Annotated in this window: 18 protein-coding genes; 9 read left to right on the top strand and 9 right to left on the bottom strand. The window is 69.0% G+C overall.

Annotation, left to right across the window (positions count from 1 at the left end):
• Positions 1-175: 175 nt before the first annotated feature.
• The 3 genes from ACK8N7_RS05555 to ACK8N7_RS05565 all read right to left on the bottom strand — a co-directional run bounded on the left by ACK8N7_RS05555 (position 176) and on the right by ACK8N7_RS05565 (position 3,245).
• A complete protein-coding gene (locus ACK8N7_RS05555; protein WP_500441233.1) occupies positions 176-1,366 on the bottom strand; it encodes a cytochrome P450 in 1,191 nt (396 codons plus the stop codon).
• A 131-nt stretch (positions 1,367-1,497) separates the two neighbouring features.
• Positions 1,498-2,268 carry an efflux permease Rv1217c-related protein gene (locus ACK8N7_RS05560; RefSeq protein ID WP_500441235.1) on the bottom strand — a complete coding sequence of 257 codons (771 nt, stop codon included), beginning with the start codon at positions 2,266-2,268 and terminating at the stop codon, positions 1,498-1,500.
• Between the two features lie 47 nt (positions 2,269-2,315).
• Entirely contained in the window at positions 2,316-3,245 is a 930-nt protein-coding gene (locus tag ACK8N7_RS05565; protein WP_500441237.1) for an ABC transporter ATP-binding protein, read from the bottom strand.
• Positions 3,246-3,340: 95 nt separating this feature from the next.
• Here ACK8N7_RS05565 and ACK8N7_RS05570 point away from each other — a divergent pair, with 95 nt between their 5' ends.
• Positions 3,341-3,823 (top strand): GbsR/MarR family transcriptional regulator, encoded by a 483-nt coding sequence (locus ACK8N7_RS05570; RefSeq protein ID WP_403217749.1) that lies wholly within the window; start codon positions 3,341-3,343, stop codon positions 3,821-3,823.
• Positions 3,824-3,917: 94 nt separating this feature from the next.
• On the opposite strand, the gene ACK8N7_RS05575 is transcribed toward ACK8N7_RS05570, so the two are convergent.
• Positions 3,918-5,528: an IS4 family transposase gene (locus ACK8N7_RS05575; RefSeq protein ID WP_500441239.1), complete on the bottom strand. Its 1,611-nt coding sequence runs from the start codon at positions 5,526-5,528 to the stop codon at positions 3,918-3,920.
• A 222-nt stretch (positions 5,529-5,750) separates the two neighbouring features.
• The gene (locus tag ACK8N7_RS05580; protein WP_403211035.1) at positions 5,751-6,461 is read right to left on the bottom strand and encodes a TetR/AcrR family transcriptional regulator; all 711 of its coding nucleotides are present in this window, start codon (positions 6,459-6,461) and stop codon (positions 5,751-5,753) included.
• A gap of 398 nt (positions 6,462-6,859) precedes the next feature.
• On the opposite strand from ACK8N7_RS05580, the gene ACK8N7_RS05585 reads away from it, so the two are divergent.
• From ACK8N7_RS05585 to ACK8N7_RS05605, 5 genes are all read left to right on the top strand, one after another.
• The gene (locus ACK8N7_RS05585; protein WP_403211037.1) at positions 6,860-10,192 is read left to right on the top strand and encodes an ALF repeat-containing protein; all 3,333 of its coding nucleotides are present in this window, start codon (positions 6,860-6,862) and stop codon (positions 10,190-10,192) included.
• A 94-nt stretch (positions 10,193-10,286) separates the two neighbouring features.
• Positions 10,287-10,664, top strand: coding sequence for a hypothetical protein (locus ACK8N7_RS05590; protein WP_500441242.1), 378 nt, complete (start codon positions 10,287-10,289; stop codon positions 10,662-10,664).
• A gap of 174 nt (positions 10,665-10,838) precedes the next feature.
• Positions 10,839-11,336 (top strand): hypothetical protein, encoded by a 498-nt coding sequence (locus ACK8N7_RS05595; protein WP_500441244.1) that lies wholly within the window; start codon positions 10,839-10,841, stop codon positions 11,334-11,336.
• Positions 11,337-11,482: 146 nt separating this feature from the next.
• Positions 11,483-13,276 carry a trypsin-like serine protease gene (locus ACK8N7_RS05600; RefSeq protein ID WP_403211043.1) on the top strand — a complete coding sequence of 598 codons (1,794 nt, stop codon included), beginning with the start codon at positions 11,483-11,485 and terminating at the stop codon, positions 13,274-13,276.
• A 155-nt stretch (positions 13,277-13,431) separates the two neighbouring features.
• Positions 13,432-14,805, top strand: a complete 1,374-nt coding sequence (locus ACK8N7_RS05605; RefSeq protein WP_500441245.1) for a phospholipase D-like domain-containing protein — start codon at positions 13,432-13,434, stop codon at positions 14,803-14,805.
• Positions 14,806-15,093: 288 nt separating this feature from the next.
• On the opposite strand, the gene ACK8N7_RS05610 is transcribed toward ACK8N7_RS05605, so the two are convergent.
• The 4 genes from ACK8N7_RS05610 to ACK8N7_RS05625 form a co-directional block, all read right to left on the bottom strand.
• Positions 15,094-15,315, bottom strand: coding sequence for a LexA family protein (locus ACK8N7_RS05610; RefSeq protein WP_403211047.1), 222 nt, complete (start codon positions 15,313-15,315; stop codon positions 15,094-15,096).
• Positions 15,312-15,449, bottom strand: coding sequence for a DUF8825 domain-containing protein (locus ACK8N7_RS05615; RefSeq protein WP_500441247.1), 138 nt, complete (start codon positions 15,447-15,449; stop codon positions 15,312-15,314). The genes ACK8N7_RS05610 and ACK8N7_RS05615 overlap by 4 nt, the downstream gene beginning before the upstream one ends.
• Before the next feature lie 938 nt (positions 15,450-16,387).
• A complete protein-coding gene (gene yicI / locus ACK8N7_RS05620) occupies positions 16,388-18,655 on the bottom strand; it encodes an alpha-xylosidase (RefSeq protein WP_500441249.1) in 2,268 nt (755 codons plus the stop codon).
• Positions 18,652-21,594, bottom strand: coding sequence for a beta-glucosidase family protein (locus ACK8N7_RS05625; RefSeq protein ID WP_500441251.1), 2,943 nt, complete (start codon positions 21,592-21,594; stop codon positions 18,652-18,654). The genes yicI and ACK8N7_RS05625 overlap by 4 nt, the downstream gene beginning before the upstream one ends.
• Before the next feature lie 412 nt (positions 21,595-22,006).
• On the opposite strand from ACK8N7_RS05625, the gene ACK8N7_RS05630 reads away from it, so the two are divergent.
• The 3 genes from ACK8N7_RS05630 to ACK8N7_RS05640 are packed head-to-tail and all read left to right on the top strand — an operon-like array spanning position 22,007 to position 25,648.
• The gene (locus ACK8N7_RS05630) at positions 22,007-23,680 is read left to right on the top strand and encodes an extracellular solute-binding protein (RefSeq protein ID WP_403211053.1); all 1,674 of its coding nucleotides are present in this window, start codon (positions 22,007-22,009) and stop codon (positions 23,678-23,680) included.
• Position 23,681: 1 nt separating this feature from the next.
• Positions 23,682-24,707, top strand: coding sequence for an ABC transporter permease (locus ACK8N7_RS05635; RefSeq protein ID WP_403211055.1), 1,026 nt, complete (start codon positions 23,682-23,684; stop codon positions 24,705-24,707).
• A 17-nt stretch (positions 24,708-24,724) separates the two neighbouring features.
• Positions 24,725-25,648, top strand: a complete 924-nt coding sequence (locus tag ACK8N7_RS05640; RefSeq protein ID WP_403211611.1) for a carbohydrate ABC transporter permease — start codon at positions 24,725-24,727, stop codon at positions 25,646-25,648.
• Positions 25,649-25,676: the final 28 nt, after the last annotated feature.

The raw sequence follows: 25,676 nt of genomic DNA on the forward strand, positions 1-25,676 counted from the left end.
AACAGGAGGAAACATAGGGGCAGGAGGCATCGGCCGGGTAGGCCCCTCCGCAGAAATTAACGCAGGCTTGTCGTCACGCAAGCGAATCGCGACGAATCCTCCACCTCGATTCTCGGACCCGGGACAGACTCCGTCGATAGGTATTCAGTCACGGGGGGCATTTCTTGAGTGGGTGTCAGACACGACTCAGGGCAACCGGAAGCTTGTCGAAGCCGACCATCTGGGGAGGGATGGCCCAAGCGAGATCACCGTCGCGATCCACGCCGATGTCCTTGAAGCGGTCGAAAAGCACTCCTAGGACGAGACGTGTCTCCAGGCGCCCCAAGGCGTTTCCGATGCAGTGGTGGGTGCCGAATCCGAAGCCGAAGTGGCGCCCTTCGCTGTTGCGGTGGATGTCGAACGCCTCCGGGTCGGGGAACTGCCGCTCGTCCCGGTTGGCCGAACAGAAGCTGGCGGCGACGTGCTGGTTGGCGGGAATGGTCACTCCTGCCACCTCCACCTCGCGGGTCGACGCCCTGAGCCCGGTCGTGATCGGTGGCCGGTGGCGAAGCACCTCTTCGACGGCCGGTCCGATCAGGCTGCGGTCGGCCCGTACCTCGGCCTGTGCCTTCGGGTTCAGGTCCAGCAGGTCCACTGCATTGGCGACGGTCATCGTCGTGCTGATATGCCCGCCGGCAAACATCACGTTGGCGAAGTTCACCGTCTCGTCCTCGGTGAGCCGATCGCCGTCGAGCTCTGCGTTGGCGAGCCGCGTCAGCATGTCGTCGCCTGGCTTGTTCTTGCGCTCGCGCACCTTCTCACGGAGGTAACCGATGGCTTCCTGCTGGAGTTCACCCAGAGCTTCCAGATACCCCTCCTGCGCCATCTCCTCCGGCGTGACGCTCATGACCTTCCGGGCCCAGTCGTAGAACCGGTGGCGGTCCTCGGCAGGCAGCCCGAGGATCTCCAGGATGACGGCGATAGGGACCGTGTACGCGAGGTCCGCCACGAGGTCGATCCGGTCCCGGTCGCCGAAGCCGTCCAGGATCTCGTTGGTGATCCGTACGATCTGCGGCTCATAGGCAGCGATGGAACCCGGCGTGAAGGTGGTGCCCAGGATCCTCCGGACTCGGGTGTGACGGGGCGGGTCCATCTGCGGAAGGCTCTCCAGGCCCGATTCGGGGAACCCCATCCGGTGCATTTCCGAGGAGAAGGTTCCCGGATTCGTCAGGACATTTCGCGCGTCCGAGTAGCGGTACACCACCCACCAGCCCGTGGCCGGGTCCTGATGTACCGGGTGGTCGTCCCGCATGGTGCGGTACCAGTCGTAGATCGCCGGGTCGTTCACGTTGGGCTGCGGAGCTATCTCGCTGTCGATGGCCGACACACCATCACCTTTCTCGCCTGAGGAGTCGGGCACGTCATGGGCAGCTTGACTGCTGCCTGTCCGGAGACACACCCGGGTCCGCCCCAGACTCGACCCCAGCAACATGTCCGGACGGCCTGTGTCTCGATGGGTCAGCTGTTCACGTCGCGGTTGTTGAAGCGGAGGAGTCCGGCTCCGACGAAGACGAGCGAGGCAACGGCCATAACTGCCGCGTCGCCCCACTGGAAGCCGTTCCTCAGCGGTTCGCCGCCGATGTAGTAGTGGAACGGGGAGAGGTGGACGAGCCAGTCGGCACCGAGCTGGACGGCGAAGGTGTTGGCCGTGTAGGCAAGGACCCCCACGACAGCGGCGACCACGAGAACGACTGCGCGCCGGCCCACAGCCGCGCCGATACCGAGGGCCAACGCCCCGAAGGTGATCGCGAGGAGTGCCAGGTTCAGACACTGGGCCAGGAAGTCGACCGGTGTGACACTGGTCAGTTCGGCACTGTCGCGGACAGCGAGGACAGCGAGCCAGACCAGGGCCGAAATGCCGAAGGCGCCTGCCACGAGTGCACCGAAGCGCTGGAGGGCGAGCTGGGTCCGGGTGATCGGATGGGCGAGCAGCAGGTCGAGCTGTCCGGACTCCTCATCGCCGGCCACGGCTCGGGCTCCCATCGTGATGCCGTAGATCATCGCAAGCAGGGGGACGATGATCCCGAACACCGTCGCCTGCAGATAGCCGGCCGCAGTCCCGTCGACGTTGAGGCTCTGGCGGAGAGCCTCGGGAATGGTCTCGGTGTTCTCGCGCTGAGTCGGGTAGGTGCTGGCGTACACCATGCCGACCAGGGCCGTGCCGACAGCCCAGCCGATCAGCGCCCGGCGGCTGTCCGACAGTGTTTTGGTGAGGATCGCGGTGCTCATGGGGTGGTTCCTTCCATACCGAAGTGCAACGTCGTTCTGGTGCCTGGTCAGGCGATGGGCGCAGACTCGGTACGCGGTGCCGCTTCGGCACCCTCGTAGTACGAGTGGAAGAGCTCGTCGAGAGCGGGCTCCGACGCGCGCAGACTGGTGACCGTGTAGCGGGCGAGGGCCTTGACGAGGGCATCGGGGCTGCCCGAAACCTGGCCCGTGACCTTCGTGCCCGACTCGTCCAGCCGCAGGCGTTCGCCGCCCGGCAGGCCGTCGAACGCGTTCGCCGGCACGCTCGCCCCGAAGGTCACCTGAATGTCACAGACGACGCCGGTACGGAGGTTCGCCACGGCGTCGAGGGCCACGAGGTGCCCGTCACGAATGATGCCGACCCGGTCCGCGACGGCCTCCACTTCGCTCATGATGTGGCTCGACATGAAAACCGTCTGGCCACCCGCGGCCGCCTCCCCGACCATGTCGAGGAAGGTCTGCTGAACCAGGGGGTCGAGACCGGAACTGGGCTCGTCGAGGACGAGGAGTTCCGGCGTGTGCATGAACGCCTGCACGAGGCCGACCTTCTGCCTGTTCCCCTTCGAAAGCTTCTTGATCTTCGCGCTCTGATCCAGACCGAGCCGGTCGGCCAGGTCATCGATCCGCGCCTGGGGAACTCCGCCGCGCAGCTGCGCCAGGAAGCGGAGGTAACTACGAACGTTCTGGCGACCGTCGCAGACGAAGTCGCCCGCCAGGTATCCGACGCGCCGCCTCAGCTCGACCCCCTCGCTCCTCGGGTCAAGCCCCAGAACGGAGGCGCTGCCCCCGGTAGGGCGGATGAGATCGAGGAGCAAGCGGATCGTGGTGGACTTGCCCGCCCCGTTGGGACCGAGGAAGCCGAACACCTCACCCTGAACCACATCGAGGCTGAGGCCCGTCAGGCCGCGGCGGCTGCCGTACGTCTTGGTGAGCTCCCGGAGCTCGATCACATTCTCCATGCTCAGAACATAGCCTAGTTTCAGAGATCTATAAACACTCTGAGTGTTAAGGTTTATATGTATGATGGAGATCTGCCGCATCGAGGAGGCCGGACGTGGGCGACACGGGGGACACTGACGCACAGCTGCGCGAGCAAGCGGAGAGACTGGCCCTGACCCTGTCCCAGGCCGGCATGCAGAAGACCACGGCCCGGGTGATGACGGCCCTGCTCTTCAGCCGGCTGGAAACCATGACCGCGGGCGATCTGTGCGACGCCCTGCAGATCAGCTCCGGTGCAGTGTCGGGCGCCGTCAACCAGCTCATCCCTACCGGCATGATCGAACGTGCACCGGCTCCCGGCAGCCGCCGTGACCACTACCGCTTTCGCGAACACGCCTGGGCCACCCTTATGGGAAACCAGAACACGCTTCTCGCCAGCATGTGGGACGCCGCCGCCGGGGGCATCAAGATCGCGGGCAAGGAGACGGTTGTCGGCCGCCGCCTCGACGAGATGCAGGACTTCTACGGCTTCATGCAGCGCGAGATGGCCGCGCTGATCGACAGATGGCGGGACCAGTACGACTCACAGCGGGAGTGACGGTCCGACGCTTGCCTCGAGGCTCTGGCGCAGTGTTCCGTGACAGGAGAAGGCGGAGCAACCCACTGATGGGCCTTGACCCACTGCCGGGTAGTTAAGGTATTTCCGCTGGTGGTGAGGGTGTTGGTGACCACTGCGTGGCGGTGTAGAGGCCGGGGCCAAGCTTGTGGATGAGGCCGTTCGCGGCCCAGCGGTTGAGTTGTCTGTACATGGTCTCGAGGGTGACGTCGCCGAAGCGGGCCGCGATGTCGCGGGGCCGCCATGAACGGCCGGGCTCTTCGTGGAGCAGGCCGAGGATGCGGTGTCTGCGTCGCTGGGAGTGGGTGGCGAGCCGGTCGTCGCGGGAGGCGGCGGGCAGCGCGGGCTGTTCATTCGCGGGCTCGAGGATGGTGACGTCGAGGCGGGTGACGGTGCGGCTGCGGTCGGGACGGCCGTCGTCTTGGCGTTCGGCGTACCGGGAGACCGGCGAGCGGGCTTTGCGCGTGCTGACGCGAGGCCGGCGGGGTGGGAGGAGGCCGGCCAGGACGCGCTGGCCGATGACGCCGATGGTGCTGGCGTCCGGGGCCGTGGTGATGCCGGCGGCCTGGACGACGGGGTCGCGGGCGGCCTGCAGGGCGATGGTGAAGCCGCAGCGGTCCGGGTCGGTGCCCGGCCGGGATTCGGCGGCCTCCGGCATCACCGTGCGAAGCGCCTGGTAGAGGGTGAGCTGGGCCCACGTCTCCTGCTCGACGCCGACCGGATCGCCCGACCGCAGCGGGCGGCCCTGTCCCAGGGTGTGCCGCAGCGCGTAGTAGGCGGACTCGTGCTCCCACCGCTCGTGGCAGAGCGCGGCCAGCACGGTGGCGGGGTATCGGCTCGCGCAGGTCAGCGTGGTGGCAAGTCCGTGGACCCCGGCGAAGGAAGTGCCGTCGTCCAAGGTCACGGTGACCTGTGCCTCCATGATGCGGACCGGGACGGAACCGATGACGGACAGGTAGGAGCCGTCGCCGAGACGGGCCAGGACCGGGGTGCGGCGGTTGGCGCGGATCCGCCCGGGGAACTGAGCGCCGGTGCCGGTCAGAGAAGCGAGGAAGGCGTTGGCGTCGAAGCCCTTGTCCCATAACAGCAGCATGTCGGGGCGGAGATGGTGCAGCAGCCGGCAGGCGTAGGCAGTCTCACCGGTGTCGGTGGGACCGAACACCGCGCCGGTCAGGGCGCGGGTGCCAGTCTCCACCAACGTCATCAGCTCCAGCATCGGGCAGCCGCCCCGGCCGCCCGGCCCGAACCACTCCACGTCGCGCTCGGTATCGGCCAGCCTGATCGAGCTGCAGCCGTCGAACGAGACCGTTCGGAAGCGTCCGAACCGCACCCCGGTCGTGGCCGGTTGCGCAAGAGGCCCGGTCAGGACCTCGAACAGGCGGCGGACTGGCGCCGGGCCGACCCGGCGCCGCAGGTCACGCAGGGCCTTCGCGGTCGGCCCGGCGACTTCCAGACCGACACCCGCCAGCGCCGCGGTGAGCTTGTTCCAGACCAGCCGGTAGCCAACCTCCGGGAACAGGCACATCGCCAGCAGAACGTAGACCCCGACCCGCGAGGGCAGGTCACGCAGCCGGCGCTGCACACAGCCGGTCTCCTCCAGGACCGCGTCGACGAGCTCGAACGCCACGACCTTCGTCAGCTCGCCCAGATGGCCGGGCGCGAAGGGGCCCGCGGCGACAGCGAACACGCGGGAGAGCGTCGTCAGACCGGGCGGCGCGACACAATGACGTACGGCCAACGGGGCACCTCGGCGATCAGCAGTCTTGGCGGACCATCTGATCAACGCGACCCCGTTGCCCGCGTCACGACCCGGCGCCGAAACCCCTTGCCACCAGCGGAAATACCTAACTACCCGGCCTTGGGTCAAGGCCCTACCCTTCGTCTTCCCGCCCGCCCGGTCCGGAGCGGTTCAGTTGGGCAGTCGGGTGGCCAAGCCGTCAAGGACCATGGCGAGGCCGTCGCCGAACTTGGCGTCACGGATCGCGATGTGACCCAGGGCGCCCGTCTCCGTACGGTCGTCTGGGTGCTGTCCGGTCTCGTCATCGGTGGCGGGTACGAGTCGGGCGAGAAACCGGGCTTCGGACTGTCCGGAGCGGGCGACGGTAATCAGCCAGGCGCACTCGGTGGTGCTCATGCCAATGGTGTAGGAGACCACGACGTCGACCGCGGTGTGCGGTTCGGCGAAGCCTGCGTTGGCCAGCGTGGTGATCAGGCGTTCGGACAGGGCCGTCAGGTTGGGTCCCAGGTAGGCCAGGCCAGCTTGGCCTAGTTCAGCGCACAGCCAAGGGTGGCGCAGGGCCGTGGCCCGGAACGAGTTCGCGCACCCGGCCACCGCCTTGCGCCAGTCTTCCTCATCGGCCTGCGGGACGGTGACTTCCCCGAGGACATCGTCCACCGCCAGTTCCATCAGCTCGTCTTTGGTGGCGACGTGCCGGTACATGGAGGTGGCGCCGGCGTTCAGCCGGGCGCCGAGCTTGCGCATGCTCAGTGCCTCGATGCCGTCTTCATCGAGCATCACGATCGCCTCGCGGACGATCGCGGCCCGGCTGAGCGCGGGTGGGCGGAGCACTTTGGGGGGGCGTGCCCACACGGACGGGATGGGGTCTTCCTTCGATGCCACGATGTGGCTCCTCCTGCGTGTACACGATGTTCGCGTGAAGGGTACAGGGCGGCGTCGACCCCTCCCGCATGGCGTCCGTGCCGTGTGGGCAGAAGCGCGGCACCTCGATGCGCAGCCCCCCGACTGGCTTGATCCGATATTGCGCACACCGTTTACACCTGAGTACAGTGTGTGCACCTCGTGAGTGGCCGGACCGGGCCAAAAGGGTGGGGGAGCCATCCCGACCGGCCGGCTCGCCGCGTCGTGTTCGAAGTCCACGTGCAGGTCAACGGTTTAGCATCCCAACTGCCAATGCCCACAGGCATGGTGGTGTGCTGCGCTGCTGTGAGGTCTGCGTTGCTGCCTATAGCGGGGGATACATGCTCGAGTTGCAACCGGCGTTCTGGAGTAGACGCCGCATGCTTACCGTCGTGGCCGGAGTCGCGGCCATACCGGCGCTGCCTTCCGCCCTCACCCTGGCCGCCACACCTGCCCGGGCCGACGAGGGCACGGACGCCGGGAGTACCGGTCTGCCCGCCACCGACCGCGGGAAGGCGGTGTGGGCGTACAAGACCGGCGGCCGCTCCGTCCGGGAGAGTGCGGCCGGGGTACTCGCCGGTTCCCCGGCGGTCATCACCGCGTTCCTCACCACACAGCTGCCCGCGGCCAAGGCCGACGACAACCGCTTCGCGGTCCTCTCCGGCCTCTCCTATGCGGGCAAGTCGGTCCAGCAGGCAGCCGGCGCGGCGCTGTCGGCCGGAGACAGCGCCGTCGCCTCGTTCCTGGCGGGAGGGTACTCGCAGGCGCTGGAAACGGACCTTCGGGCCGCCGTGCTGACCGTCATGAACAACAGCGGTCGCGGCGTCAAGCGCGAGGCGACCAAGGCACTGAACCTCGGCACGGCGAAGGCCTTCAACACCTTCCTGGCGACGACGCAGTACACGGCGCAGCAGGAGGACGACCGGTTCGACGTCTTCGCCATCCTCTCCACCGCCTCCCCGGAGGTGAAGAAGTACGCGGAAAGGGCACTGGAGGACGGGACGCCCGAGGCGATCGGCCGGTTCCTCAACTCGGGCCAGCACATCGCGCGGGCTCGTGACGAGGAGACGGCGACCATCGACCAGTTGGTCGCCATCGTCGAGAGGGAGGGCCGGCAGGCGCAACTGCAGACGGAGCAGGCTGTCGCCGCCTCCGACAGTGCGAAGAAGGCGGCTGCGGAGGCCAGGGCCGCGGCGCTGAAGGCCGCGGACGAAGCACGAGCCGCCCAGCAGGACGTTCACAAGGCCGCCGCGGCCGCGAACAACGCCGCCAACGCCGCCCGCGGCGCAGCCAATGCCGCGTATACCGCGATCGGCGCCGCCCGCATGGCGCAGGCCGCCTCCGGCCGGGCGGCATCGGCGGCGCAGGGGGCCGCGGCGGCGGCGGCCGCAGCCGGAAACGCGGCCTCGCGCGCTTACAACGCCGCGATCGCCGCTTCGAAGGACGCGAGCAAGGCGGGCGCCGCGCGCCAGGCCGCGCAGGGAGCGCGTGCGGCCGCCGAGCGCGCGAACACCGCGGCTGCCGCCGCGGAGCAGGCAGTCACCGCCTCGCAGCAGGCATCCGCGGCCGGTTCGGCTGCCGCGGGCGCTGCTCAGAACGCCGCTCGGGCCGCCAACGCCGCCGCTGACGCCGCCGGCTCCGCGGGCGTCGCCCAGTCCCAGGCGGCCAAGGCGCGACAGGCTGCCGCCGAGGCCGATGCCGCCGCCGCGAGGGCCACCAGGGCCGCGAGCACCGCCCAGTCCCTCGCCAACCGCGCGGCGACGGCCGCACGCATCGCCCGCGACGCCGCTCGTAGCGCCGCCGCGCACGCGATCAAGGCCGCGGAAGCGGCCGAGGAAGCGGCGGACAACGCGGGCATGGCGATCGAATACGCCAAGCGCTCCACGGCCTACGCGGAAGCCGCGATCCAGGCGGCGACCACCGCTGCCGACGCGATCAAGGAAGCCCAGGCGGTCGAGGAGGCGGCGCGCGCCGCGGAGAGCGCCCGCATCGACGAGGACACCGAACTCGGCATCCAGGAAGCCCGGTTGCGGGCTCAGGCAGAGACCCAGGACGCCGTCCGAGCCGACCGGGAACGCACGCAGGCGGACCAGACGGCGGCGGAGACCAAGGACCTGATCGCCGCCGCCGAGGCGGCGTTGAAGGCCGGCGCCCCCGGGGCGGCCGAGGCCGGCCGCAAGGCCGCCGTCAGGCTGCTGGACTCGGGCGGTACGTGGACGCGGGAAGCCGCGGAGTTCGCTCTCGCGGGCACCGACGCCGACGTGGCCAACTGGATCGACACCGACCGTCCGCTCGCCCAGCGACTGGACGACCGCGAAAACGTCGTCTCCGTCGCCCGGGTGACCACCTCAGCGGTCGCCGGGGCCGCCCACCAGGCTCTGGCCAGCGGTGATCCGGACGCCGCCCGGAAGTTCCTCGATCAGGGGGTGATCGAGGCGGCCGCCGTGGACAACCGGGTCCTGGTGTTCAGAATGCTCGGCGAGAACCCGGGGCCGGCCGTCAAGGCGAAGGCCGAGGCCGCACTCCGTGACGGCAGCGGCAATGCCTTGCAGCACTTCCTCAACATCGAACTGACGGAGGCGGTCAAGCAGGACGACCACGTCGAGGTCTTCCGCCTCCTCGAGAGCGGCGGGCCCTATACGCAAGCGGCCGCGAAGATCGTGCTGGAGGGCTCCGCCCGCATGCGGCGCTACTTCGTGCTGCGCGACCAGTACGACATCGCGCGCCTCGACCATGACCGGGCCACCCACATCGCCGCCATCCGCGCCTCCATAGCCCATGGCGCGCGGATCGCCGCCAAGGCGCTGCAGGACGCCGCTCTCGCCTCCGAGGCGGCGGCCCAAGCCCGCCAAGCCGCGCAGGAAGCCGTTCAATGGGCGCAGAAGGCCCAGGGGTACGCCCAGGACGCCGCGAACTCCGCGCAGCAGGCGAAGGAGAGCGCGGACGCGGCCGACAGGTCCGCGGCCTCCGCCGCGCAGTCGGCGCAGAAGGCGAAGAGTGCGGCGTCCGACGCACGCGGCGCCGCCCGCACGGCCAACTACTCCATGCACCGGGCCGTGGCGTCCGCACACCAGGCCGTGACCTTCGCCGCGAACGCGCAGTCCTCCGCCACCCAGGCCCACGCATCGGCGCAGCAGGCGGGGCAGGACGCGCAGGCCGCAGCAGCGGCGGCGAGTGCCGCACGCCGGATCGCGACCGCCAAGCGGGAGGCGGAGGTCGTGGCCGAGGCGAAGAAGGCCACCGAGGAGGCCAAGAAGCACGAGCAGGCGGGAACCAGCCCGGTCTCCGCTGCCGACGACGACGGCGACGCCAAGTTCTGGGATCTGTGGCCGGAGGACGTCAAGGACGTCAAGGACTGGGCCCTGGTCACCGGCCGCTGGAGCACGGTCGCCGGAGGCGCCGCCGTCCTCCTGGCTGTCGGCGGCCTGTTCTTCCCGCCCGCGCTCGCGGTCGCCGCCGCCGTCGGCCTCGTCTCGCTCGGACTCCAAGGGGTCAGCGCACTGCTCAACGGCATCAGCTACGGCTGGGACGACGCCCGATTCCATCAGGCACTCGGCGCGTTCGTGCTCGGAGGCATCCTGACCGGCAAGGGGAAGGTGCTCGGCAAGCTGGGCGGGCAGATCTCCGGGAAGGTCGGGGAGGGGCTCGTCCACGCAGCAGGTGCCGTCGGCAATACGGTGACCACCATAATCGGCTCTCTCACCTGGGGGTAGGGCGGCACCTCCGGGCCGGGCAGGACGCCGCCGTGTCCGCCCCGGCCCATCGCCCGTACACGCGCCGGACGCGCCGGACACGACAACGGATTCCATGCTGACTTCGCACCTGTCCGCCGGTCAGTGGTGGATCGCCGCGATCGTGTCCGGCCTCGCACTCGGCCTGGCCGCTCAGTCCATGGCCACGCCCCTGAGGGACAGGCTGATCGCCTGGTCGCTTCCCCTCGTCGGCGCCCTGGCCATCGTCGGCCGCGCCGGCGCCCAGGGCGAGGTGGACCGGACCCCACTGGTGCTGTACACCGCCACGATGATCGTCCTGGTCATCCTGCGGATCGTCTTCGCCAGGTACATCACCCATCAGCTCGACCTGAAGCGTGCGGGAAAGCCCATGGAGGAGCTGTCCCGAGGACAGACCTTCGTATTCCTCATCGCCTCCCTGGCCGCGCTGATCGGCGTCGCGTTTCTCATCTGATCCCGCGGGCGGACCCGCACCTCGCCCGCGCACGGAGCAGTCGCCTCCGAGTGCGGGCGACCAGCCCTGAAGACGTCGGGCTCCGCCCGGCCCGTACCACCACGTCTGCCTCTGCCAGGCACGGACGCAGGAGAACGGCTTTGTGAAAGCCGTTCAGAACAATAAGGAAGAACAATGAGGACTTCACGATGGTTCATCGCCACGAGCGCGGCGGCCGCGATCTGCGCTGCCGCGGCGGTGACCGGAGCCTACGCCCAGAGCCCCTCCGCAGTACGCACGACCGCCGAGGCACCCGGGTATGCGATCGAGACCTTCGAATACCCGGACAGCGCGAAGATCGAGGCTGAACTCGGCATCATCCTCAAGCGGGGCAACGGCCGCATCAGGCTCGCCGACTGCGCCTCCTCCGAAAGTCAGATCCAGGTCTTCTCCCGGACCAACGGAACGATCTGCTTCCGCACCGACGTGGGCCCGGGCCAGTTGACCGTCGAGATTCCCGCCGTCTACGGCCTTCGGGGCGACGCCACCCACCAGACGAACGTCACGCTCACCGCGGAGGGCGCTCCCGAGCAGAACATCGAAGTGGCCAAGAACCAGTGGAAGCCCGTCGGTGAGGCAGCCGACCCGGAGCGACGTGACCACGTCCTCGTCGACATCCGCACCACGAAGTAACACCGCCGACCGGCCGAAGCCCTGAACGGGCAGCGCACGGACCAACGGGCCGCCACCAGACGGATCCCGCTCTGCCACGCCCCGTATCCGGTCCGGCCGGCACCTGCCGGCCGGACCGGGGAAGCCCCGAACCAAGAAGAGGAAGCATGCCATTCGCCCGCCCACGTCCCAAGTGGCTGGCTGCCTGCACGACGGTAGGCATCACCGCAACCCTGCTGTCCGCCGGCACCGCCGGCGCCGTGGTGGGGTCCCCTGCCCCCACCGGCCAGTACGTCTCCGTCGTGAAGCTGAACATCGGCGACGAGGCGAACAGCCGCGCTTGTAGCGGCACCCTGGTCGACGCCTCCTGGGTCCTGACCGCCGCGAGCTGTTTCGCCGCGACCCCCGGCGGCGCTGTCCCGGCCGGCCGGCCCGCGCTGACGACCACCGCGACCCTCAGCGACGGTAAGGCCGTCGCGGTCACCGACGTCGTCCCGCACAGCGGCCGGGACCTCGCCCTGGCCCGCCTCGCCGCTCCCGCCGCAGTGGCCTCGGCCACCCGCGCCGCGGCTGCCCCGGCGGCCGGAGCCGACCTGACCGCCGCCGGGTTCGGACGCACCAAGACCGAGTGGGTGCCCGCCAAGCTCCACACCGGCGCCTTCACCGTCAACACGAGCGACGCCACCACCCTGGCCATCACCGGCAAGGGAACGGACGTCATCTGCAAGGGCGACACCGGCGGTCCCCTCCTGAACGACGCCGGTCACATCGTCGGCGTCAACAGCCGCTCCTGGCAGGGTGGCTGCCTCGGCACCGACCAGGCCGAGACGCGTACCGGTGCCATAGCCGCGCGCGCCGACGGTCTCGACAACTGGATCGCCGACGCCAAGGCACGTTCCGTCATCCTCGCGTCCGGGGCGACCCTGCAGTCCGGCGAGCAGCTGCTCTCCGAAAGCGGCCGCCTCGTCATGCAGGCCGACGGGAACCTGGTCGTCTACCACGTCACCGGTGGCGAAGGCAGGGGTGGCGCACTGTGGGCCTCCGGCACCGGCGGTAACGCGGGTGCGTTCGCCAAGATGCAGCCCGACGGCAACCTCGTCGTCTACAAGAAGGGCAGCACCGGCGACTCCCCGACGGGCGCGCTGTGGCAGTCCAGCACCTTCGGAAACCCCGGCGCCCGCCTGGAGGTCCAGAGCGACGCCAACGTCGTCGTCTACACCAAGGACGGCGGACGCGGCATCGGCGGCCACCTGTGGCACACCGACACCTACCCTCGCGGCGACAGGCTCGCCTCCGGCGCGAAGCTCATGCCCGGTTCCTGGCTGTCCAACGGCAAGAACGTCCTCCTGATGGACATCATGGGCAACGCCGTCGTCCGCGAGCTGGCCACCCACCGCGAAGTGTGGGGCAAGTACAGCTGGGACTGGTACTCCTACCTGTTCATGCAGCCCGACGGCAACCTCGTCCTGTACAAGAAGAACACCACCGCCGGAGCCCTGTGGGCCACCGAAACCTACGGCGGCAACGGCTCATACGCCACCCTGGACAGCAACAACAGCCTCACCGTGCGCTGGCAGAGCGGCGGCCCGCGCTGGAACAGCAACAGCCTGCGCGGCGCCCAGTCCAACCGGTGCCTGGACTTCAACGGAACCGACACCATGATCTACGACTGCTGGGGCGGCCCCAACCAGCAGTGGGAGCACACCCCCGCGAAGGAAATGCGGCTCGACGGGAACCGCTGCCTGACCGCCGAGTCCGGCGCCCCGCAGGCGTCCAGGCTCAAGGCCCTGCCTTGTGACGGCCGCGGTGAGCAGCAGTGGAACTACGACGGGACCACCCTCAGCAGCGTCATCAAGCCGGAGCAGTGCGTCAACGTCTTCAGCCAAGCCGTTGCCAACGGCTCCCCCGTCGGCCTGTGGGCCTGCGGCACCGGTGCCAACGCCAAGTGGAACCGCCCCTGATCGCCCGCTGCCCCTGGTAGGCCGCCCCCGCGGCCGACGGGCATGAAGCACCACCGTGCGCGGGGCCTGGCTGACCAGGCCCCGCGCACGCATGACGTCACGGGCGTCCCCCCACCCGAGATCACTCGTACCAGCCGCGCAGAGGAACCCGCCTGATGCATCCCGCCCGGAGAACGCTCATCACCCTTGCCGCCGCCATCGGTCTGGCGGGCGTCGGTGTCACGGCTTTCGCACACGGTGGACCCGGCCTGCTCGCAGGTCCGGAGTCCATGCCGTACGCCGTCGAGGATTTCGCCGGGTATGTGCCCGCCCCGCGGCCGGTGGTGCTGGAGGCGACCTTCAACGATCCCGGCAAGACCGCCCCGCGACCCGTCGGCCTCAGCCCCAGTGCCTGGGGCAACCAGAACGCCGTCCGCGACCAGCTGATCGATCTGATCCGGCGCGCGCAGAGCGGCTCACTCGTCCGAGGTTCCGTCTACCTGTTCACCGACGACGAGGTACGCAAGGCCCTCCTCGCCCGCAAGGCCGACCTGCGGATCCAGCTCGTCCTCGACGCGGACACGGTCACCGCGGCCGGCGGCGAGTACGCGAACCTCGCAGCCGCACTGGGGAAGGCCGAGTACGGGCAGAGCGTTGACGCCGACACCGCGGGCTCGTTCGTCGTCGCCTGCCCGCAGGGCCGCGGTTGTATCGGCAACAGAGTCCTGCCTCCCGCCAGTGGCACGGGCGAGGGCGAGTCCGCCATCAACCACAACAAGTTCTTCCTCTTCGAGAAGGTCGGCACCACAGCGAACGTCGTGTTCCAGTCTTCGGCCAACCTCACCACCAACCAGCGCGTCGGTATGTACAACAACGCCGTCACGATCCCCGACGCCGACCTCTACCAAGAGTACGACCGCTACTGGAAGCAGCTCCTTGCCCACGGCACCCACGGAGCGGGACTCTCCGACAACTACACCACCAAGAACATCGGTCCGTACGCGACCTACTTCTTCCCCCGCGTCGAATCCGACGGCGACCCCGCGCCCGGCTCACCGGTCGACCCGCGCGGGGAGGCTTCCACGGACACCGTGGTCTCACTGCTGGACAACGTGGACTGCGCGTCCGCCCCCTCACCTCAGATCCGGATCGGCATGTACGCCTTCACCCGCACCCAGGTCGCCGAGAAACTCAGTACCCTGCGCGCCGCCGGCTGCAACATCCGCGTCGCCTACAACGGAGACCGGGGCAACGTCGGGACAACGGTCAAGAACATCCTCGCCACCGCCGGACTGGACGAACTGCGCACTTGCACGGGGACCGAGGCCGGCGGACTCGGAATCCACTCCAAATACCTCCTGATCAAAGGTACTTACCTGGGTGTGCCCGGACGCGGAATCGTCTTCACCGGCAGCCACAACTACACCTACCCCAACCTCCGATCCCAGGACGAAACCCTTCTGAAGATCGAGAATGCCGCCGTCTACGAAGCCTTCCGCGAAAACTTCGACACGACCCTCCTCGCCGGCTCCCATTGCCCACCGGCTTAGCCGAACCAGCACACCCCCAGCACGTTCAGCATCGGCCCGGCTCCACGTGGTCGTGTGCACTATTCTCCGGCGGCAGGGTCGGTCTTCTTCGCACGATGCTCTCCGACGGCACGCTCGACTTCAGCAACACCCGTATCCACGCAGCTTGCACGATCGATTGGGGCCCTTTGCCGACGATCCCCGTGAACCAGTTCTAGCAGGCTGGCGAGAACGGCGGCGTCTGGTCCGGCCGGGACCGCGGCCACCACCAGGAGCACGACCAGGGCAGCCCCGTCCCGCCGATGGTGGTCAGCTCCCCAGGCGGCACGAACGCCAGCCATGGCCGGTCCGGCTGATCAGGCCCCGCGCTTCGAGCCGCCCGAGCCGGTAGGCGACGGAGCTCGTGCTGGAGAGACCGACGCGCGGACCGATCTGCCGGATAGTCGGCCCTTCCCCGTGCTCGGTGATCCAGGACGGGATCATACGCAGGATCGCTTCCTGCCGACTGGACAGGGCTCTGTCGCGTCTCACGCCGCGTCCCGTGTCCGGTCGTCCCCGGTCCGCTGGCTCAGCGCCATCCGGGCCGCAGGCATACGGCCCACCGGAGTGGTCCAGAACGGGTTCCAGTGGATCCGGGCGGACAGCGTGAGCAGGCGGCGGCGCAACTCGGTGGTATGGCGGGGGCGGGGGGGTGAGGGCGCGGTAGGTGTCGTGCCACTGCTGCTGGGCGTGGATCAGGTCGTCGGGGAAGGGGAGGCGGTCCATGTTGAACCGCGCGGGTTCGGTAGAGATCTCAGATTGTGGTTATGACCTGGGGTTTCGTGGTGGACAGCTAAACTCCAACTCGCAGCATGAACCCTTGTGTCCACACTCCGGGGGTCACCTCAGTCTCGGTGATGCCGAACCTCCAGGGTCCTGGACGGTCTGGGTGTTGACTGGCTGCCCGTCGAGGTGATCGAGCGGCAGATGCGGAACGAGGTCGATGCGGCTCGCGCAGACGTGGAGCCCGCAACCAGGTGACGGCCTGATTTGGAGGGGAGGACGGCGTGTGCCGCCCTCCTTTCGTGTCCGGGCCCGGGGCACCGTTCGCCGTCCAGCCACCAGCGAAGGCCGTCGTCAACGGCGAGGCCGAGGGCCTGGCCCCGGTCGACGGGCAACCGACCTCCTCGATTCATGGGCGAGTGGCCGGGCTGTGCCAGGTAGTACCCAGCGAAGGTCCAAGCACCAGCCAGGGGGCGTCTTCGGCCCCATCTACCTGGTACTTCATCGCCTGCGTCTCTGTCTCACTCACGCGTCTCACGCTCCCACATCTCACCATTACTCACGCACCCCGCCCTCCGCCACGACGAGACCACTCCAAGTCTGAGCGGCCCCCCGCAGGTACTCAACGTCCGGCTTCATGTACCAACGCTTGAAAGCCGGCCACACCGATCCCCCTCCGTGTTGAGGCAGAGCAGAGGACCGCGCCACCACACGGTGGAACGCGCACATGCGAGCAGACGCGGGCGTTCCCGGCAACGCGGCGTTCCTGACCCACGCAACGAGCAGCCCGCTGGGCTCCCCTGGCGGGGGGCCAACGGGCTGCCGTAATGGCGGGCGGAGCTCAGGCGACGACGACCGTCCCGGACCCCTCCCCCTCCGCGCCCGATCCGTCGACGGTCACCTGGAAGACCCGGTCGGTCCCCTCCGCCGTGACGCGGGCGCCGGCCCCGTCCCGCACCACATGGAACTCCGCCGCCGGGGCGCCGGTCAGGTCCGGCACGGTGACCGTGCGCTCGTCCGTACCGGTGCCGAAGACCCGCAGGGTGAGGCCGTCCAGCCAGTCCCCGTCCGGGCGCTGGTCGTCGGCGCCCCACGGCAGTACGGCTCCGTCCCTGACCAGCAGCGGCAGGCTGTCGAAGCCGTGCGTTTCGTGCCGCCAGGCGGGGCCGGTGACGCGTTCGCCGGTCAGCAGTGAGGTCCAGGTGCCCTCGGGGACGTAGTACTCGACCTCGCCGTCCTCGGTGAAGACCGGCGCGACCAGCAGGTCCGGGCCGAGCATGTACTGCCGGTCCAGGGTGCGGGAGGCGGGGTCGCCGGGGAACTCCGCCAGCATGGGCCGCATCATCGGGATGCCCGTACGGTGCGCCTCGGCGGCCACTCCGTAGAGGTAGGGCATGAGCCGGTGCTTGAGCAGGGTGAACTTCCGTGCCACGTCGACGGCTTCCTCGCCGAACTCCCACGGCACCCGGTAGGAGACGTTGCCGTGGAGCCGGCTGTGCGAGGACAGCAGGCCGAAGGCCAGCCAGCGCTTGAAGACCGCCGGGTCGGGGGTGCCCTCGAAGCCGCCGATGTCGTGGCTCCAGAAGCCGAAGCCGGACAGGCTCAGCGACAGCCCGCCGCGCAGGGACTCGGCCATGGCGGTGAAGGAGGCGAAGCAGTCACCGCCCCAGTGCACCGGGAACTGCTGTCCGCCCGCCGTCGCCGACCGGGCGAAGAGCACTGCCTCCCCCGCTCCGCGCTCCTTCTCCAGAAGTTCGAAGACGGTGCGGTTGTAGATCTGCGCGTAGTAGTTGTGCATCCGCTCCGGGTCGGAGCCGTCGTGCCAGACGACGTCCGTGGGGATGCGCTCGCCGAAGTCCGTCTTGAAGCAGTCGACGCCCTGGTCGAGCAGGAGACGCAGCTTGTCGTTGTACCAGGCGCGGGCGGCCGGGTTGGTGAAGTCGACGAGCGCCATCCCCGGCTGCCACAGGTCCCACTGCCAGACGTCACCGTTGGCGCGCCGCACCAGGTAGCCGTGTTCGGCGCCCTCCGCGAACAGGGCCGACTTCTGGGCGATGTAGGGGTTGATCCACATGCTGATGCGCAGGCCCCGCTCCTTGAGGCGGGCCAGCATGGCCTCGGGGTCGGGGAAGACCTCTGGGTCCCACAGGAAGTCCGACCACTGGTACTCGCGCATCCAGAAACAGTCGAAGTGGAAGACGCTGAGCGGGATGCCGCGCTCGGCCATGCCGTCGACGAAGGAGGTGACGGTCTCCTCGTCGTAGGACGTGCAGAAGGACGTGGTCAGCCACAGGCCGAAGGACCAGGCCGGCGGCAGCGCGGGTCTGCCGGTCAGGGCCGTGTAACGGGACAGGACGTCCTTCGGCGTCGGGCCGGCGACGACGTAGTACTCCAGCGACTGGTCCTCGACGCTGAACTGCACCTGCCCGACCGACTCCGAACCGACCTCGAAGGAGACCTTGCCGGGGTGGTTGACGAAGACGCCGTAGCCGCGTGAGGACAGATAGAACGGGATGTTCTTGTAGGCCAGTTCGCTGCTGGTGCCCCCGTCGGCCTGCCAGATGTCGACGGTCTGCCCGTTCTTGACGAACGGGGTGAAGCGCTCACCGAGTCCGTAGACGTACTCACCGACGTCCAGGCCCAGTTGGGCGATCATGTGGTGTGTGCCGTCGGGCGCGGTCGCGAACGCCGTGCCCTTCGGGTCCACCCCGGTGAGGCGCCGGCCGTCGGCATCGAGGAAGGTGATGCCCCAGGGGCCTTCCCCATCCATCCGCAACGTCAGTGGCCCGCTGGTGAGTTCCGTTGCCGTACCGTCCCGTCGGGTGCGGACCGCGGGTGCCGTGGTGTCGTCCGGCAGGATCGTGAAGTCCGGGCCCCGCCGGGCCTTGCCCGCGTGATGGGTGGTGCGGACGCCGATGACACCCACGGCCGGGGAGAAGCACTCGACGGTGATCAGCGGGGTGTTGAGCGTGTCGCCGCGCGCCGCGACACGTTTCACCGCGGCGTACGCGGTGAACCGGTCGGCGTCGAGGCGCAGATCACGGATCTCGGTCGCGTACGAGGCTCGGACGCCCTCGCGCATGAGCCAGAAGCCGTCGGTGAACTTCATGCGGTCTCCTTCTTGGCGGGAGCGACGTCCACGCGGGCGAGGCGCATGGCGCCCCTGAGGCCGATACCCATCTCGTGCACCCCCCGGAGGTCCAGCGCGGCCTCGAAGGTGCGGTACGCGTACGGTCCGCCGGTGTCCGGGAACTGGAACGCCAGGCTGTGACCGCCCACGCTCACGGTGATGCTCCCCTCCCCCGAGGCCAGGAACGTCAGTCCGGACACACCCTCCCCGAAGTCGCACGCCCTGTAGACGAGGCTCCCCTCCCTGTCGGCGGACGCGGGCGCCACGACGTCACCCTCCGTCTTCGTACGGTCGAGGATCTCCGTGTCCTTCTGCCGGTCGTAGTCGACGGCCTCCAGACCGTGCGTCGCCATCGGGCGGGGGCCTTGCGCCTTTCCGTCGAGGACCGCTGTCGCGATGAGCCGGATGTCGGCGCTCGACGCTCCCGCGAGGATCTCGTAGGCGCCCGGCTCGACGGTCCACCGGCCGTGCGCCACGCTCCAGTGTCCCAACTCCTCTACGAGCAGCTCGAATTCGATGTGCTCCGTCGCACCGGGTGCGAGGTGCACCCGACGGTGGGCGACCAGCCCCCGCCGCGGCAGGTCCTGGGAATCGCCGGGGCCCGCAAGCCGGCGCCCCAGGCCCTCGGGGACGGGTTCGGCCGTCTTTGCGGGTCCGGCCGCGCGGACGTAGAGCTGCACCACCTCGTCGGCGGCGAGCCCGCCGTCGTTGGTGACGGTCAGTGACACGCGCAGTCGCTCGCCGTCCACCTCCGTGCGCAGGGACGAGTACGTGAAGTCGGCGTAACCGAGGCCGTGGCCGAACGGGAAGAGGGGCGTGCCGTCGAAGTAGAGGTACGTCTGCCGGGAGCCGATGACGTCGTAGTCGAGCAGGCCGGGCAGATCGTCGTCGCTCGCGTACCAGGTCTGCGGGAGCCGGCCCGCCGGGGACACGTCGCCGGCGAGGACGCGGGCGAGCGCGGTACCCGCGGCCTGCCCCCCGTGCGCCGTCCAGAGCAGGGCCGGCAGTCCGTCCGCCGCGTCGCCGACCGCGTAGGGGTAGGCGGAGGCCAGGACGAGAACCGTACGGGGGTTGGCGGCGTGCGCGGCGCGCCACAGCCGGTCCTGCTGGGCGGGGAGGGCGAGGGTCGTACGGTCCTCGGTCTCACGGCCGTTGATGTGGGGGTCGTTGCCCGCCACGACGATGACGGTGTCGGCGGCCGCGGCGACGCGGGCCACCGCGTCGGCGCCGTGCTCGACGGTCTCCCGTTCGAAGACCGTGGCGTCGTCCCGGGAGATCTTCCCGCCCGCGTCGGCAACCTTCGCGCCGTCGGCGGCGACAGACACGTACCCACCGGTCCCGATGTGCAGAAGGCGGTGCCCGCCGTCGTGTCCCTCCACCGTTTCCAGGCGGAACGTCTCCTGGACGACCCAGCCGCCCGGCTCGTCCGCGGACGCCCTGATGTACCCGTCGTCGGCGACGGAAAGGTACAGCCCTTCGTCGGTACGCAGGGTCAGGACGCCGTCGCCCCAGTCGACGAGGGCCAGCTCGGTTGCCTCGTCACCGCAGGTCAGCGGGGGCAGGTCGGTGCGGCCGGCGAGGAGGGCCGGGTCGAGGGCGCCTTCCGCGCCGCGCGCCTCACCTTCCGTCGCCCCGTCGGCGGCGGGCACGTGGAGCCAGCCGTCGGAGCTCTTCAGCCTGACCCGGTCCACGCCCTCCGCGAAGAGGACGTTCTCGGCACCGTACCGTGCGCGGATTCCGTCGAGCGGCGTCGAACGGTGCATGAGCGTGCCGCTGTACCAGTCGAGCTTGCAGGCGTCCGCGAGCAGTCCGACGACCGCGACTGTCCGGCCCTGCTTCGGCTCCAGGGGCAGCAGGCCGTCGTTCTTGAGCAGGACCACTGCCTGCTCGGCGGCTTGCAGGGCGAGAGCCCGGTGCTCCTCGGTGTCCAGGTCGTCGACCTGCGCGTACGGGTCGAGCTCCGGGTCGAACTCCCCGAGCGCGAAGCGCATGGCGAGCAGACGGCGGACCGCCGTGTCGATGTCGCTCTCGTCGATGAGCCCCTTCGCGAGCGCGTCGCGGATGCGTCCCGTCATGACGGTGGAGTCCGTGCCGTGGTCGGTGAAGCTGTCGACACCCGCCTTCAGCGAGGCCGCGGTGGCCTCCTCGTGGGTGTCGAAGTAGTGCTCGGAGTCGACCAGGTTCGAAGGGGCGCCCGCGTCCGAGCAGACGACCAGCGGCTGGTCGGTCCAGCGGCGCAGGTACTGCCCCAGGAGCGGGGAGACGTGGTTCGGGCGGCCGTTGACCAGGTTGTAGGCGGGCATGACGCCGGCCACCGCCCCCGCCCGCACCGCGTCACGGAAGGCCCGCAGGTCGTACTCGTGCAGGACGCGCGGGCGGACCGAGGCGGACGCGGTGTCGCGGTCGGTCTCGTTGTTGTGCGCGAGCCAGTGCTTGAGCACGGGGGCGGTGCGCCAGTATCGGGGGTCGTCCCCGCGCAGTCCCCGGGTGTACGCGACGGCGATGGCGGAGGTGAGGGCCGGGTCCTCGGAGTACCCCTCCTCGCCGCGGCCCCACAGCGGGTGGCGGAGCAGATTCACGGTCGGTGCCCAGACATTGAGCCCGACGCGGTCGTCCTGGGCACGCTTGGCCCGCACTTCGTTGCCGACGGCCTCGCCGATCCGGCGGACCAGGTCGTCGTTCCAGGTGGCGCCGAGGCCGACGGCCTGCGGGAAGACGGTGGCGGGCCCCATCCAGGCGACCCCATGGAGGGCCTCCTGTCCGGTACGGAACGGGCCGAGCCCCAGACGCTCCACCGCCGGGGCGAACTGGTGCAGCATCGCGATCCGCTCGTCGAGCGTGAGCCGTCCGAGCAGATCGTCGGTGCGCCGGGAGAAGGACAGCTGCGGGTCGCGGAAGGGAAACGGATGGTCCGTCACGTGCGGGTCCCCTTGGAGAGGTGGGAGGTATTCCGGTCTGCGGGCGCCGAGTCGTCCTTCGGCGGGAGGAGAAGATCTTTCGAAGCGCTTCGATGCTCTTCGGCCGACCCTGCGGGTGTCAAGGGCACGACCGCCACAAAGAGGCTCTTCAGGGCACATCGTTGTGCCATCACACCGGGAAACGGATCGGAGACAGGTCGAAGGAATATCGAAACGAACTCTTGTGCGGCCGACACCCTTCACTTAACCTCGCTGCAACATCGAAGCGCTTCGACGAGGCAGCCCGTTGACCGCTTCAGCTCAGCCGGTTCAGTTCCGGCCGGCTCGGCCGGTAACGCCCCTACCTCAGCCACAGGACCGAGCGGCAGTCGCCGCCGCGGGCCGTCCTGTTGCACCACGAAGGGTTGACGCAATGACGCCGAACTCCCCCTCCGCTCCCAGCCGGAGACGATTCCTCGCCTCCTCCGTGGTTGTCGCGGCAGCCGTGGGCGGCGGCATGCCGCTCCTCGCCGCCTGCGGCGGCGGTTCCGGTGGCTCGAAGAACGAGGGCACCACCACGGGTCAGAAGCTGAAGGACATCCTTCCGGCCTATGTGCCCTCGAAGGCCGTCACCCCTGACATCCCCAGCAAGAACGGCTCCGCCGACGGCTTCACCACGGCGCTCCCCGCCGACAAGCTGGCGGTGTCGGTGCCCACGAAGCTGGGCAAGGGCAGCGAGATCAGCATCATGGCGCCGCTCTGGGGCACCTCGCCCGGCGAGGGCAACGCCTACTGGACAGCCATGGACACGGCGGCCGGCGTCAAGGTCAAGTGGCAGAACCAGGACGGCAATGTCTACGGGCAGAAGCTCGGCGCGGTCCTCGCCTCCAGCGCCGTCCCGGACGCCGTCGTCATCCCGGGCTGGGAGCTCGGCGGCAAGATCCCGAGCGCCATCGCCAACAAGTTCGCCGACCTGGGCCCCTACCTGTCGGGCGACAAGGTCAAGGCGTACCCCAACCTGGCGGCCATTCCCACCAGCGCCTGGCAGCGCGGCATCTTCGCCGGCCAGCTGCGCGGAATCCCCATGCCCGCCGAGGCCACGCCCAACATCACCCCCTTCTATCGCGCCGACATATTCGAGGAGAAGGGTTACGAGGTCCCGACCACCACGAAGGAGTTCCACGACCTCTGCAAGGAGATCAACGCGCCCAGGAGCAAGGTGTGGGCGTGCAGCGACATGACGTGGTCGGCGTTCGTCTTCTTCGGAGTGCTGCCGGAGAAGCCCTACTACTGGCAGCTGGTCGACGGCAAGCTGGTGAACCGCTACGAGACCCAGGAGTACCTGGAGGCGCTGGAGTGGTCACGCTCGCTGTACTCGGCCGGCTTCGTGCACCCGGACGCCAAGGCGGAGACGGGCGACATGCGCACCACCTTCTCCTCGGGCAACGTCATGATGTACAACGCGGACATCTCGGACTGGTACGCCGCGACCGCCGTGCAGCGGCTGGACAAGCCGGACTTCCGGATGGGGGCGATGGACTTCTTCGCCCACGACGGCGGTGACCCCCTCATCTACGAGGCCTCCCCCTCCAACATCTGGTGCTTCGTCAGCAAGAAGGCCGGCAAGAAGGTCGTCCAGGACCTCCTCGCCCTGGCGAACTTCACCGCCGCGCCGTACGGGAGCAAGGAACAGCGCCTGCGGGCGTACGGTCTGGAGGGCACCCACCACAGCCTCAAGGACGGCGTCCTCGTCAAGAACGAGCAGGGCAACAACGAGGTCTTCGCCACCTACGAGTACATCGCCACCTCCAAGCCGTACCGCGCCTACCCGGACCACCCGGACGTCGCCAAGGGTGTCATCGAGTGGCAGCAGCGCCAGGGCGCGCACCTGAAGAAGCCGCTGTTCCACGGGATGCAGATCCAGGAACCCACCCGGTACACCGAGCTCAACGCGCAGTTCGAGGCCATGGAGAAGGACATCGTGCGCGGCCGCAAGAAGGTCAGCGACATGCAGCAGCAGGTCTCGGACTGGAAGACCAAGGGCGGCGACAAGCTGCGCGACTGGTACAAGAAGCTGCTCGACGAGACCGGTGAGTCGGCCTCCTGACATGTCACTGAGCACGGATGACCGGCGCGCGCAGGGATCCCCCGCGTCGCAGCCGGCCGACAAGGACGGGGCGGCCCCCAAAGACGTGCGGGTGACCGCGAAGATCCCCCTGCGGCACCGGTTGCGGCGCGACCGGACGCTGCTGCTGATGACCCTGCCGGCGATGCTGCTGCTGCTGGTCTTCGCCTACATCCCCCTGGCGGGCAACGTCGTCGCCTTCCAGGACTACGACCCGTACATCGCGGACAACGCCTTCCAGGCGATCCTGCAGAGCCCCTGGGCCGGCTTCGAGTGGTTCCGGCAGATGGTGAACGACCGGCTGTTCTGGTCGGCGCTGGGCAACACGCTGACGATCTTCCTGTTGCAGCTCACGCTGTTCTTCCCGGTGCCGATCCTGCTCGCGCTGTTCATCAACAGCTTCGTGCGGCCCCGGGTCCGGGCTGTGGCGCAGGCGATCCTCTACCTGCCGCACTTCTTCTCCTGGGTCCTGGTCATCACGGTCTTCCAGCAGATGTTCGGCGGCGCCGGACTCATCGCGCAGACGCTGCGGGAGAGGGGCCACGAGGGCTTCGACCTCATGACGAACCCCGGTCTGTTCAAGTTCCTGATCACCTTCGAGATGATCTGGAAGGACGCCGGATGGGGCGTCATCGTCTTCCTCGCCGCGCTGGCCTCGGTCAGCCCGGAACTCTACGAGGCGAGCGCGATGGACGGTGCGAACCGCTGGCGCCGGATGTGGCACGTCACACTGCCCGCCCTGCGCCCGGTCGTGGCACTTCTGCTGGTCCTCCAGGTGGGCAACGCGCTCACCGTGGGCTTCGAGCAGATCCTGCTCCAACGCACAGCCGTCGGCCCGGGCGCCTCCGAGGTCCTCGACACCTACGTGTGGAACGTGGGTATCCAGTACGGCGGCTTCAGCTATGCGGCGGCAGTCGGGATCGTCAAGGGAATCTTCGGTCTGCTGCTGGTCCTCGGGGCCAACAAGGTCGCCCATCTCATGGGTGAGCAGGGGGTGTACAAGAAGTGAGCGGCCTGCTCCACCGAATGACCGGCGTGGCCGGGATCAAGCCCGGTACGCGTGGCCGGCTGCGGCCGGTGTGGGAGGAGGAGCCGACGAAGGCGGGGCTCGCCTCCAAGGGCGTGGTCCTCGCCCTGGCCTGTCTGGCCGTGCTCTTCCCGCTCTGGGTCGTGATCGTCACCAGCCTGTCCTCGGTGCGGACCATCACCGACGCGGGCGGGCTGGTGGTGATCCCTCGCGGCATCACGTTCGTCGCCTACCAGGAGCTCCTCGGCGGCGGCCAGGTCACCCGGGCCGCGGTGGTCAGCATCTGCGTGACCGTGGTCGGGACCCTCTTCAGCATGGCCGTGTCGGTCATGTGCGCCTACGGCCTCTCCCGGCCGGGGTCGGTGCTCCACCGTCCTCTGCTGCTGTTCATGCTCGCCACGATGTTCTTCGGGGCGGGCCTGATCCCCACCTACCTGGTGGTACAGGGACTCGGCCTCACCGACTCCTACCTGGCCCTGATCCTCCCGAGCGCGCTGAACGTCTTCAACATCCTGGTCCTGCGTGCCTTCTTCATGAGTACGGCCCAGGAACTCGTCGAGAGCGCCCGCATCGACGGGGCGGGTGACTTCCGCATCCTGTGGCAGATCATCATGCCCCTGTCCCGCGCGGTCATCGCGGTGATCACGCTCTTCTACGCGGTCGGCTACTGGAGCGCCTGGTTCAACGCGTCCATCTACATCAGCGACCCGGAGATGATGCCGCTCCAGAACGTGATGAACCAACTGGTCCTGAAACAGGAGCGGCCCACCGGTCTGACGCAGGTCATCAACACCGGCCACCTCTCACTGCTCGCCATCCAGATGGCGGTCATGGTGCTGGCGCTGATCCCGGTCGCGGTCCTCTCACCGTTCGTGCAGAAGCACTTCAAGGAAGGCATGCTCACCGGCGCCGTCAAGGGCTGATCACCGCCTCCCGCACCGCACTCACCCG

Source organism: Streptomyces griseobrunneus, assembly GCF_046713465.1.
In the GTDB taxonomy this organism is placed as follows: Bacteria; Actinomycetota; Actinomycetes; order Streptomycetales; family Streptomycetaceae; genus Streptomyces; species Streptomyces microflavus.